This window comes from Luteitalea sp. (genome assembly GCA_009377605.1).
Taxonomy (GTDB): Bacteria; Acidobacteriota; Vicinamibacteria; order Vicinamibacterales; family Vicinamibacteraceae; genus WHTT01.
The window spans coordinates 1-11,862 of record WHTT01000137.1 but is presented as its reverse complement, the minus strand read 5'-3'; the positions used below and the strand labels follow the sequence as shown (position 1 = coordinate 11,862).

The window sequence follows — 11,862 nt, the reverse complement described above, 5'->3', positions numbered from 1 at the left end:
GCCCCAGTGGGCGATATCGATGTGGTGGACGCCCCAGCCCGTAATCATGCCGGCTCCGAACTGCTCGCAACGCAACCAACCCGGCCGGTCATTGATATCCGTTTGCGAGTGCACCCGGTCTTCCGTGTAATACACCTCCGGCGTGGAGCCAAGCCACATGTCGTAGCTCAGATGTGGAGGAACAGGCATCTTCTCCGTATTTCCTCCGGGGGGATCTCCCGGAAGGCCGACCTCGACATTCCGAAGCTCACCGATCCGTCCATTCCGCACCAACTCGCACGCCTTCTTGAACTGCGGCCACGGATGCACCGAGCGCTGCTGGCTGCCGAGTTGAAACGCCACGCCAGCCTTCCGCACCGTATCGCTCATCATCCGGCCTTCTTCAATCGTCAGTGACGTCGGTTTCTGAAGATAGATGTGCTTGCCGGCCAGGGCCGCCTGCATCGCCGGCTGCGCATGCCAGTGATCGGGTGTGCTGATGATCACCGCATCGAGATCCTTATTCGCGAGCATCTCCCGGTAATCGCCGTATGTCCTGACGTCTATGTAATTCGCCTGTCCTTTCTGTTCGGCGTACCACTTCTTGATCCAGGCCGCGCCTTGCTGCGCCCGCTCGCTATCCACATCACTCACGGCGATAACCCGAACCGCATCGTATTTCAAGGTTTCCGGGAGGTCATGAGTGCGGGCTATCCGGCCAAAGCCGATCTGGCCAATACTGATCTTGTTACTCGGTGCAGTCTGTCCGAAGACGGAAGCGGGGACAATCGTAGGAAAGGCCGCCCCCGACAGGAGGACAGCGGAGCCTGCAGCCGTATTCTTCAGAAAGAGTCGCCTCGAGTGCTTTTCTCGCTTCTTCTTCATGGTAACTCTACCCGGCACGGCTTCCCTTCGCGGAACGGCAGCTCCGTGAGGGCCGTGATCATGAGATGGTTCGGGACAGACGATGAGCTGGCCTCCCACGTGGGCTCCGTGCCGCCCCACCGACGCTACTGCAATGACATGTCAATATGATGATACTCGACGCCGTCAAGGCTGGCTTCGCTCGGCCCCGCTCCGGGGGATTAGCGCCATTGGCCGCGCCTGGCCGGACCGAGGTCGCCCCGACTCCCCGGAAGCGTGGCTCGTCACCGTCGCACGCAATGCGCACCGCGATCGTGCTCGACGCGCCGCGCGCGAGGACTTGCACGGGGAACCCCTCGAGGTGCTCGCGCAGATAGAGCGTTGGCTGGCCAAGCTCGAGGCGAGTCGGCAAACATGACGAACATGAGGAAGAAGACGAACGCGAGCGCCGTGGCGCTGTTCTGGAGCCTCGCCGCCGACCTCATGTCCGAGCACGCGAGGGTCGTCGAAAGCACCATCATGAACGGCCGCTGCCTGCGGGTCGGTAAAGAGTTTCTCGCGCTCGTCGACGACAAGGGCTCCGGGCTCGTGGTGATGCTCTCGAAGAAGCGCGTCGAGGAGCTCCTCGCCTCCGGTGTGGGGCAGCCGTTTGCGCCCGCGGGCAGAGTCTTCAAAGAGTGGGTTTCCGTGCCGAAGCCGGACCGCCGGAGGTGGCGCTCGCTTCTGCAGGAGGGTGTGGTCTCACGACTTGCTGACGAACACGGCGACGACTGACTGCTGCGGTTTCGGGAACGCGGAACCTTCGGCCTGGATCTGACGCCTCTCTCCTTGGCAATCTACAAACAAAGGTATTGACCTAACCATAGCCGCACGTAAAGTTAGGCAGATGGCTAACAAATCTCGTAACGGGGCGTCGACCCAACCGAATTGCCAGCCTCTTGCCGCGCCCAGTTTTTCTCGGCCCTCCCTGAGACGCCGAGTGCCGGCACGCTGAAGAGTAGACATGAAGGCGGTCTCCCGCGCACGCGCAGCGGTGCCGCCGGCGGGGCGTGATCACGGGTGCCGCGCGTCCCGGTCGGCCGCGTGGCAACACCACAGGCGGCGCTCACGTGTGGCGACCGGCCGAGCTCCGTGAGCTCGGCGGCGGTCAGGCGCCGCCCGTGGTGTTACCCTCTCGCGCAGATCACGCGGCCTCCAACGGGACGGCGCTGGCACCCGTGATCACGCCCCGCCGGCGCTGACCCGCTTCATCGTCGCGCACCGTGCGCGTGACAGGTCGTAGCATGTGTGAGCGTGTGATGACGCCCTGGCGCCCGCCACGAGCCGCCGGCTCGCCGGTCGTCGAGGACACTCGTCGAGCAACGCGCCGGGCTGGGCCCGGTTCAACCGCCACCTCCGACGCCGCTTTCGCTACCAGCGCGTAGCCTGACCGTTCGGCGCTCTTGCCCGCTGAGCAACCTCACATCGCGCGTCAACATCAGTACAGGCACCTCCGGCTCGCCTTCCGCAACGTCACAGGACACCGGCGCCCAGCCGTTTCCGGGAGGATTGAGAAAGATTGGGCGCGGCAAGACACGTCCGCCGCGATGGAGGGCAGCGCCGGCAGGCGTGGTCGCGGGTGCCGCGCCCGCCCCGTTGGAGGCCGCGTGATCCGCGACGGGGGTAAAACCACGTGCGAGGCCAGACGGCCGCCGAGCTCACGGAGCTCGGCGGGTCGCCACACGTGCGCGCCGCACATGGTTTTTCCACGCGGCCGACCGGGGCGGCGCCGGCACCCGCGATCACGCCTGTCGGCGGTACCGCCGCACGCCTGACGCTGACTGCCCTGTTGACTCCTCAAGGAGCGGGACTCGACGCTTCGCGGACGGTCGAGAAAACTGGGGGCGGCAAGATTGCCAGCCAGCCTTGACTTCAGCTGCAGCGGCGTACGATGATGTCACTCGCCCTGCTCAGAGAATCCTGACGCATGAACCTCCCGTGGAGACCGCCGGCCCCCGCGCGCGTGCGCCTCTTGGTGGGCGTGATGACGGCGGCTGCGTTGCTGGGCCACGGAACCAACCCGCCCGGCCTCGGACGGTTCGGTCTGCACGTCACGGTCGAGGCTCAGGCGGCGCAAGCGCCTTCGCACCCCAGACCGCCAGACACCGCCTTCGCGGTGTATCCGGCCGTTCCTGATGGTCCGCGCATCACGGCGTACCTCCGCGCGCAATTGGACCGGGCCTGGCGCCAGGACCGGACGCGGCAGGCACGGTTCGACGCGGTGACGACCGAGGCCCAGCTCCTCACGCTGCGGCAGAAGATCGAGCAGTCGATGCTCGACGCGATCGGCGGGCTGCCCGAGACCCGCACACCGCTGAACGCCCGCATGGTCGGCACCGATCAAATGAACGGGTACCGAATCGAGCGCGTGATCTTCGAGAGCCTGCCAGGGCTGCACGTGACCGCGCTAGTGTACGTGCCCGATGCTCCCGCGGCAGCGCCCGCCAGACGGCCCGCCGTGCTCTTGGCCTGCGGACACTCACCGCTCGGAAAAGCATTCGCCAACTATCAGCGGATGGCCGGCCGTCTCGCGCGACTCGGCTTCATCGTGATCGGCTGGGATCCCATTGGTCAGGGCGAACGCAGCCAGTTCTGGGACGCCGCGCGTGGGACGACACGCTACGACCTGGTGTGCGGCGAGCACGCGGTGCTCGGGAACCTGGCAACACTTGCCGGGGCCAACCTCGCGCGCTGGATGATCTGGGATGGCATGCGCGCGCTCGACTACCTGCTGACACGACGCGATGTGGACCCGGCACGCATCGCAATCACCGGCACGAGCGGCGGCGGTTTCCAGTCGGCCTGGATTGGCGCGCTCGACAAACGGATCCGCGTGATTGCGCCTTCGGCGTTCATCTCGTCATTGCCGATGCGCATGGCGAATCGCATCTTCGAAGATCCCGTCAGTGATCCCGAACAGGATCCTCCGACGCTGGTCTCAGCTGGGGTCGACCACGCGGGCCTGCTGCTGGCAGCCTATCCGCGCCCCCTCCACGTCGCCGCCGCCGTTCAGGATTTCTTTCCCATCGAAGGCACGCGCCTGACTGTGCGTGCCGTGCGTGCGCTCTATGCACGCTTCGGCCACGGCGATCGCGTCGCGTTCGCCGAGGGGTATCACAAACACGGCTATTCGGACGAGAACCAGGCCTCGGCGTTTGCGTTCATCGGACGCGTCTTCAACCTGCCCACTGCCGACACGCTTCCCGATGTGTCGATTTTGCCGCCGGAGCGCCTTCAGTGCACAAAGACGGGCCAGGTCCGTCAGGAGCTGCCCGGCCGCGGACTGCCCGAGATCATTCGCGAGTATTACGACACGCGCCGGCTCAGTCACCGGCTCGACCTCTCGGCGCTCTACCGCGAGGCGACGCGTGACGACGCTGCCGATCCGGCGACACGCACGTGGACCGTCGCACCGGATCGTGGCGAGAGCACCCCGCGCACGATCGCGTGGACGCTGGCGGGCTCCTCCACGTGGGAGGGTGTCACGATCGATCGCTATCGGCTGCGGCATGACCAGCGGCAGGAGATTCCGCTGTTGCACTTCCGCGCTGCCGATTCCGCCACGGCGCGCCGCGTCCTGTTCCACATCGATCTCCGCAGCAAAGCGACTGGGGCCTCGTGGGATCGCATTCGAGCCGCACTAGCCGATGGGATGGACGTGGTCAGCTTCGATCTGCCTGGCACCGGCGAGTCGCGCATGCGGTACCGAGTGGCCACCGAGGAACATATGACGTCGCTCTCCGACCTCGCGCTAAGCGATCACCCAGTCGCGAGCGTGCTTGCCAACCATGCCTACAACGGACTGCTGACGGGTCGTCCCTACCTGATCGACGCACTCGAAGCCATCGACATCGCCCAGCACTTCGCGCGCACGCATCTTCGCGCGACGTCGCTCGCCATCACCGGCGCGGGTCAGGCTGCCACCTTGGCCTCGGCGGCTTCGACCGTCTGGCCGTCGCTCGTGCTGGTCGTCGCCCCGGACGGCGAGCGTTTCGACTGGCGTGCGGCCATCGAGCGGTCAACGGAGATCTGGCCGGTGCACTACCTGATGCCCGGCGGCGCCTACCTGCAACTGGCGCCGGCGACCGCCGCGCCGGCTCCGCCCGGGGCGCTGTAGACATCAAGGACCACGAACATCAAAAGGTCACGCGCACGCCGAGCGTGATGCGGCGCCCCTCTGCAAAGTTTTCGGCGCTCGTGATCTCGTTCATCGTGTTCATCACGCCGTCTTCGGTCAGGCCGTCGATCAGATAAGGCGAGAGATTCAACATGCCTGACCACGGAGTAATCAGGAACTGCGGATGGTTGAACAGATTGTCGAACGTGGCCCGGAATTCGGCGCGCATGCCGCGTGTGCGGACGATGTCCTTGTAGAGTCCGAGGTTGGCCACCCACGTTCCTGGCCCGGTGATGATGCCGCGCTTCGCGTTGCCCGTGGTCCCCTCGGCGGGCAGCGCAAAGGCCGCCAGGTTGTACCACTCCTCGGGCCGGCGTGGGCCCTTGGGATCTCTGATCACGTCTGGCTTCCAGGCCTCGCCGAAGCTGTTGTTCGTGTCGTAGGCTTTCCCGGTGTTGGCGGGGAACGTCGGGTCGGTGCCGTAACTGAAATAGGGCGTGAGGAACGCGCCTGTGCGGGCTTGAAAGATGGCCGAGACGGTCCAGCCACCGGCCAGGGCGTCCGCCCAGGGCGGCATCGACGAGAGATACGAGCGCAACCGGCCGATCGGAACGTCCCACACGGCGTTGGCCACGACACGATGGCGCGGGATGTTCGGATCGGGCCCGCGGTCCTCTTCGATGTCGTAGGGGTTGTACTGCACCACGCCGAGCGACGAGTTGCCGAGGTCCGGCGCGTTCGAATCGGAGTACGACAGCGTGTAGGCCGTCTGGAACTGCAGGCCGCGAAGCAGCGGCCGGCGCACCTCGAGCTGCAAGGCATCGAACCGGCCACTGCCGGCGTTCAGCACCATGTTGAGGAAGTTGCCGAGGTTCGGGTACGGCAGTCGCAGGCGGTCCTCAGGGTCGTCGGGATCGAAGAACTGGGTGCTGGGCGGCACGGTGTTGATGTCGCGGTTCACCAGCAGCTTCCGCATTCGGCTGCCCATGTACGTGGCGCGCACGCCGAGGTCGCCGAGAATCTCGCGTTCCAGCGTGATGTTGTACTGGACCACTTCGGCGCTCTCCAGGCTCGGATCGACGCCGTTGACGCCGAAGCCCGGGCTCGTGATGAGGCTCCCGGTGGAGAAGGCCTCGTGGTAGTCAGGGCTCTCGCGGCGAACGCTGTATCGGAACGGGTTGCGCGACAGCGCGTCGCGAATCCCCTGCGCGGCCTGCGTCGGATAGAACAGGCCCACGCCGCCGCGCAGCACCGTCCTGTTGGACTCATCGAGGCGGTAGGCAAACCCCACACGCGGGCTGACGTTGTTGGTGTCGTTCTTGACCAGCGACCGGCCGACTCCCAGGTCGCTGGCCACGATGGTGGGCACGGTTTCCTGTGCTCCGGGACCGAGGAAGTTGAAGATCTCCGGATTCGGCAGGATGAAGCTGCCGGTCTCCTGCTCGAAGTTGATCAACACATCGTTCTTCTCGACGAAGTTGCCGAGCACCTCGTAGCGCACGCCGAGAAACAAGGTCAGGCTCGTGTTGACCTTCCAGTCGTCCTGGACGAAAATCGCGAACTCGTTCGAGGTCGCCTCGAGCGGGGCACCACCGCGCGTGTTGACCTGCTGGAACGACTCGTAGGGTAGGCCCAGCAGGAAGTCCGAGAACGCATTGCCCGTAAACGACCCGTCGAAGCGATATTCGCCGCTGCCTTCGTTCGCGCCGGCCGAGAAGCCGTCGAGCACGCTCGTGTGCGCGAACAGGCCACCGACCCTCAGGGAGTGGCGGGTTGTCACCCAAGAGAACGTGTTGGCCAGCGAGAACGAGTCGGTCTTGATGTCGCGCAGAGAATTCTGCCGCTGGTCGCGGATGATCGACGGCATGTTGTCGCCCTGGAAGTTGTACGACTGATACCCGACTCGGTTTCGGCCGGCCTCTGGGACCTCGAAGCCGAAGCGATCGGCCATTTCTCCCGCATTGAACAGGCTGCGGCGGTTGCTCCGATCGCGGTTGAGACCGACTCGCAGCTCGTTGAGCACGCTCGGACCGAAAATATGTGTCCAGCTCGAGGCGAGCGTACGCCCCGTCACGCTGCGATCCTGAAACCCGAGCTGCGGGTAGAGCGCGTTCTCCAGGGTGGTTTCCGGATCGGCGCGCTGCCAACTACCGCGCACGAAGACCGAGCTATTGTTCGCGAGCTCGTGGTCGACGCGGAGATCGTAGCGGTGCCGCTGGTTGCCGGGGTTGATGGGGACGCGGTAGCGCCCGTAGCCGTTGGCCAATGGTGTCTGGTTCGGCGCAGGGTAGAAGAAGTCCATGACGGCCTGGCTGCCGGGGTCGAGACGGTTGGCCGGAATGACGTTGTCCTGAAAGGGCTGGCCGGTGAGCGGATCGCGGATGACCAGCGGCGTGTTCGAGAAGTCGCCGTTGCGCATGGCTTCGGTCGGCACCGTGGCGAAGTTGCTGAACGCCGAGCTCTTGCTCGTAAACCCGTCATACGCCCCGAAGAAGAACGTGCGGTTCTTGAGGATGGGGCCACCGAGCGATCCTCCCCATCGTTGCAGGTTGGTATCGAGCGTGGGATCGCTCCGCTCCAGTCCTTCTAGCGCCTGTGTGAACGTCCGCGCATTCAGCTCGTTGGCGTTGACGTCGAAGAAGCCGCTCCCGCTGTACCGACCCAGCCCGCGCCGGGTGGTGACCACGACGCCCGCCAGGCCGCCGTACTCGGCGCTGTAGGAGTTCGACAGCACCTTGATCTCGGAAATGGCGTCGATGTTGGGTGACGAGCTCCCCACGTTGCCGAAGATGCCGCCGGTCGACCGCTGACCGTCCTGCACGAACGACACACCGTAGGTACGGCCGCCGAGAAACTGGAACCCGCTGCCGGCCATGTCGCCGACGACGTTCGGGTCGAGATACAGGAAATCCTGGAACTCGCGGCTGGTTCGGGGCAGGGTCTCCAACTGCTCTGCGGTCACCGTGCCGCTGATGGCCTGGCTCTCGAGTTGGATGGCGCCGGCGCGAGCGGTGACCGTCACCTCCTCCTGCCCGGCGCCAACTTCCAGGGTCGCGTCGGCGCGGGTCGTTTCGCCGGCCCGCAGGAGGACACCGCTGATCTGCACGGGCGTGAACCCAGGAGCCGAGATCTCGAGACGATAGCTGCCCGCCCGCAGATTCACTGCCTCGAAGTTTCCCACGGCGTTCGTCTCGACCACACGCGGCACGCCCGTGTTCTCATCGGTGATGAGGACTGCCGCGGCAGGCACCACCTGCCGTTGCGGGTCGAACACCGTGCCGCGGACGGTGCCGAGCGTCGACTGGGCCGCCGCGAGGGCGGGGACGACGATCACCATCAGCGACACCGCGAGCTGCCGCCAATGGACAGGCCCCGCTGGTCGATTGTTCACGCCAGCGTAGCGCCAGCAAAACCCAGGGCTCACCGACATAGCGTGTCCTCCTGAGGGGCGCTGGTCCGTTAGCACCTTTGCGCACCTGATAAGAGCAGGGTGGGCATTGTGATGCCCTTCGTTCTGATTGTCAATACACGTTCTGCCTGGCAATATGCATTCGCCAGCCGTGCTTGCGTCGATCTCTGATACGCTGAGGCCCTGTCGTTGATAAGGACGAATGACGCCGTGATGAGGCGAACATCCCTCACATACGTCGGGTCGACGTAATTCTTCAGGTTCGTCCAGGACGGGAAGCCGAAAAGCGTGGACGGCACGAGCCGCTCGTTGGGATTCGCAAGCCCAAACTCAAGCTGCAACGACGCTGATCCGGGCCCTCCGCGAGCGAGGCTTTCGGCGGATCACGATCTCGATATCCTGATCGAGCGCGGTCAGCAGGTTCATCAGGCGTTCGACGGAGAAGCCCGCGAGCTTGTAGTTTCGGAGCGCGGAGATCTTCGGTTGCGTTACTCCAAGCACCTCCGCGGCCTCGCCCTGAGACAGCTTGCGTTGTTCGAGCACTTGATTGAGCGCATACGCCAGCCGCAGCTTTGCCTGGCGCTCGGCCGCATCCGGATATCCGAGATCTGCAAAGACGTTCTTCGTGCCGCGAACGATCGCGGTGTCGCGATCAACGTTTCGCCTTGCCATAGTGTTCCTCGTAATCCTTGGTGGCCGCCTTCAAGCGCTCGGCCACGAGGTCGACGTCCTTTTTGGCAGTCCGAATGCCGGAAGGAGACTTCTTCTGAAACGCATGGAGGACGTAAACTGCTTTCTCGAATCGAACGCTGTAGATGGCTCGATACGCGTTCCCCTCATGCGACGCAACGATCTCCAGCACGCCCGGCCTGAGCCCCTTCCATGGCTTTGCGGTCGGAGCCGTTCCGCCAAACTGCGCGATGCCGAGGGCGTTTCCCATGTCATCCTTTACCGCAGCCGGGAAGCTGAGAAAGTCGCGCTTCGAAGACCCAACCCAATGCAGCGGCCTTTCGTCGGCAGCCAGGACACGGTGCACTGGCTGATTATCCCAGTTGTGGGATATCGACGCAAGCGACTGACGTTCCGTCAACGTCCGCCAAAACCCTGCTAATACTGTCGATGCGCTGACGTGCTGGTCGCAGCGTTCAACCGCGCCGACATGGTCGAGTGGCTGCTCGCGCACGGCGCGTCACTCGACGCCCGCGACTGGTCAGGCCTGCGTGCGCTCGACATCGCGCGGGCCATGCACGCGGACGCGAGCGTCGCCGTGCTCGATCAAGCCGGCTCCGGCGCTCACTGAGCACACCTCCCTGTTGCCGACGCGCCCTCGCGAGTAAGATGAGGGACGCGTCGCGCGTCCTATCCCGCCCGGGCGTCACGCGAGAACACAGGGAGTATCCATGACAGCACATCGACGGCCCGTGGTCCGCCTCGTTCCCCTTCTGCTCGTCCTGACGCTGGCCGGCCCCGGGCTCCTGGCCCAGAACGCCCCCGCGCCGGGCTCGCTCCCCACGCCTGACCGCTTCTTCGGCTTTCAGATGGGCGCCGATCGCAAGCTCGCGCGCTGGGACAAGATCGTGGAGTACTACCACCTCCTCGCGAAGCAGAGCGATCGCATGCAGGTGGAGGTGATGGGCCAGTCCACCGAAGGCCACCCGTTCCTCGCCCTCTACATCTCGTCTCCCGCCAACCTCGCGAAGCTCGATCGCTTGCGGCAGATCAATGCCACGCTGAGCGATCCGCGCGGCGTCGCCGAGGCCGAGATCAAGAAGCTCGCGGCCGAGGGCAAGGCCGTGATCGTCCAGTCCATGGGCCTGCACTCGACGGAGGTTGCCTCGGCGCAGATGGCGCCGGAGCTGATGTACGACCTGCTGACACGCGACGATGACGAGACGACGCGCATCCTGGACAACGTGATCGCGATCATGATCCCCTGCTTCAACCCGGACGGGCAGATCATGGTGACCGACTGGTACAACAAGTACGTCGGCACGGAGTACGAAGCGGCGGGCCTGCCCTGGCTCTATCAGAAGTACGTGGGCCACGACAACAACCGCGACGCGTTCCAGACCAACCAGGTGGAGTCGCAGCACGCGGCAAAGATCCTCTTCCGCGACTGGATTCCGCAGGCCTACGTCGATCACCATCAGATGGGCGCGTACGGCGCGCGCATCTACGTGCCGCCCTACGCCGAGCCGATCCGGCCCGGCGGCGACCCGCTCGTGTGGCGCGAGATGAGCTGGTACGGCGGCCACATCGCCTACAAGGAAGAAGAAGCCGGCAAATCGGGCGTCGTGAACGCGGCAATCTATTCGGGCTGGGGCCACATGGGGTTCCACTGGATCACGCCGTTCCACAACATCGCCGGCATGCTCACCGAGTCGGCGAGCGCGCGGCTCGCCACGCCGCTCTTCCTGCATCCCGATCAGCTCAGCGGCGGCGCACGCAACCTGCCGGAGTACGAGCCCCAGACGACGTTCCCGAATCTCTGGCCGGGCGGCTGGTGGCGCGTGCGGGACATCGTCGAGATGCAGAAGATCGCCGCCTGGGCAACGCTGGACGTCGCCGCGCGGCACCGCGAGACCGTCCTCTGGAGCGCGTACCTCAAGGCGAAGCGGCAGACCGAGCGCGGCGCGGCGGGCGAGACGTCCGCGTACATCGTGCCTGCCGCCCAGCACGATCCGCTGACGGCGACGAAGATGATCAACAAGCTGCTCGATCAGGGGATTGAGGTGCACCGCGCCGCGGCGGAGTTCGTGGCCGACGGGCGCGTGTACGGCGCGGGCTCGTTCGTCGTCTCGATGGCGCAGCCGAAGATGGGCGTCGTGCGCTGGCTGCTCGGCCGGACGTTCTATCCCGACAACACCTATACGCGCGATCGCGACGGCAACCCGATCCGGCCGTACGACATGAGCACGGACACGATGACCGAGTTCATGGGCGTCGGCAGCGATCCGGCCGCCGAGCCGGTCAAAGCGGATCTCGTGAAGCTGACCGCGCACGTGCCGCTTCCCGGCGCCGTAGCGGCAGACGTCTCCACCTGGTCGCTCGACGGGCGGTTGAACGACAGCTACAAGGCCGTCAACCTGCTGCTGGCGAAGGGCGGCGCCTCGTCTGGCCTGAGCGTGCGCCGCGTCGCGGGCGCAACGGGCACCACAGGGACCGTGGGCAGCGCCAGCGCCACCGGCGCCACGCGAACGGACGCCGGCAACGGCCTCCGCGCCGGCGACTTCATCGTCAGCGGCGCCCAGGCCGGCCTGCTGAAGGAGATCGCCGCCGAGACCGGTGTGGAGTTCGCCCCCGTGAAGGGCGAGGTCCCCGACGCCTACGCGATCCGCACGCCGCGCGTGGGCATGTACCAGCGCTACTACGGCGGCAACATGGACGAGGGCTGGACGCGCTTCATGCTGGAGATGTTCGCGTTCCCCTACACGTCGATCAAGGACGCGGACAT

At 65.5% G+C, this 11,862-nt stretch carries 9 protein-coding genes; 5 read left to right on the top strand and 4 right to left on the bottom strand.

Annotation, left to right across the window (positions count from 1 at the left end; translation table 11 throughout):
- Nucleotides 1-864 (bottom strand): gfo/Idh/MocA family oxidoreductase (locus tag GEV06_26670; protein MPZ21446.1); only part of this gene is annotated, 864 nt, incomplete at its 3' end.
- A 133-nt stretch (nucleotides 865-997) separates the two neighbouring features.
- Between GEV06_26670 and GEV06_26665 the strand changes: the two genes are divergently transcribed.
- The 3 genes from GEV06_26665 to GEV06_26655 all read left to right on the top strand — a co-directional run bounded on the left by GEV06_26665 (nucleotide 998) and on the right by GEV06_26655 (nucleotide 4,999).
- Nucleotides 998-1,261 carry a hypothetical protein gene (locus GEV06_26665; protein MPZ21445.1) on the top strand — a complete coding sequence of 88 codons (264 nt, stop codon included), beginning with the start codon at nucleotides 998-1,000 and terminating at the stop codon, nucleotides 1,259-1,261.
- Nucleotides 1,262-1,266: 5 nt separating this feature from the next.
- Nucleotides 1,267-1,617, top strand: coding sequence for a hypothetical protein (locus tag GEV06_26660; protein ID MPZ21444.1), 351 nt, complete (start codon nucleotides 1,267-1,269; stop codon nucleotides 1,615-1,617).
- 1,192 nt (nucleotides 1,618-2,809) lie between these two features.
- The gene (locus tag GEV06_26655; GenBank protein MPZ21443.1) at nucleotides 2,810-4,999 is read left to right on the top strand and encodes a hypothetical protein; all 2,190 of its coding nucleotides are present in this window, start codon (nucleotides 2,810-2,812) and stop codon (nucleotides 4,997-4,999) included.
- Nucleotides 5,000-5,018: 19 nt separating this feature from the next.
- Here the strand turns inward: GEV06_26655 and GEV06_26650 are convergent, their stop codons facing one another.
- The 3 genes from GEV06_26650 to GEV06_26640 all read right to left on the bottom strand — a co-directional run bounded on the left by GEV06_26650 (nucleotide 5,019) and on the right by GEV06_26640 (nucleotide 9,444).
- The gene (locus GEV06_26650; GenBank protein MPZ21442.1) at nucleotides 5,019-8,429 is read right to left on the bottom strand and encodes a TonB-dependent receptor plug domain-containing protein; all 3,411 of its coding nucleotides are present in this window, start codon (nucleotides 8,427-8,429) and stop codon (nucleotides 5,019-5,021) included.
- A 309-nt stretch (nucleotides 8,430-8,738) separates the two neighbouring features.
- Nucleotides 8,739-9,080, bottom strand: coding sequence for an XRE family transcriptional regulator (locus GEV06_26645; GenBank protein ID MPZ21441.1), 342 nt, complete (start codon nucleotides 9,078-9,080; stop codon nucleotides 8,739-8,741).
- Entirely contained in the window at nucleotides 9,061-9,444 is a 384-nt protein-coding gene (locus GEV06_26640; GenBank protein ID MPZ21440.1) for a hypothetical protein, read from the bottom strand. Before GEV06_26640 ends, GEV06_26645 begins: the two co-directional genes overlap by 20 nt.
- Nucleotides 9,445-9,537: 93 nt before the next feature.
- Here GEV06_26640 and GEV06_26635 point away from each other — a divergent pair, with 93 nt between their 5' ends.
- Nucleotides 9,538-9,708 carry a hypothetical protein gene (locus GEV06_26635; GenBank protein MPZ21439.1) on the top strand — a complete coding sequence of 57 codons (171 nt, stop codon included), beginning with the start codon at nucleotides 9,538-9,540 and terminating at the stop codon, nucleotides 9,706-9,708.
- Between the two features lie 100 nt (nucleotides 9,709-9,808).
- Nucleotides 9,809-11,862 (top strand): peptidase M14 family protein (locus tag GEV06_26630; GenBank protein MPZ21438.1); only part of this gene is annotated, 2,054 nt, incomplete at its 3' end.

Bases quoted from the DNA above. Each gene is read 5' to 3' on its own strand.
- GEV06_26665 (MPZ21445.1), top strand. From the start codon at position 998: ATGACATGTCAATATGATGATACTCGACGCCGTCAAGGCTGGCTTCGC.
- GEV06_26660 (MPZ21444.1), top strand. From the start codon at position 1,267: ATGAGGAAGAAGACGAACGCGAGCGCCGTGGCGCTGTTCTGGAGCCTC.
- GEV06_26655 (MPZ21443.1), top strand. From the start codon at position 2,810: ATGAACCTCCCGTGGAGACCGCCGGCCCCCGCGCGCGTGCGCCTCTTG.
- GEV06_26650 (MPZ21442.1), bottom strand. From the start codon at position 8,429: ATGTCGGTGAGCCCTGGGTTTTGCTGGCGCTACGCTGGCGTGAACAAT.
- GEV06_26645 (MPZ21441.1), bottom strand. From the start codon at position 9,080: ATGGCAAGGCGAAACGTTGATCGCGACACCGCGATCGTTCGCGGCACG.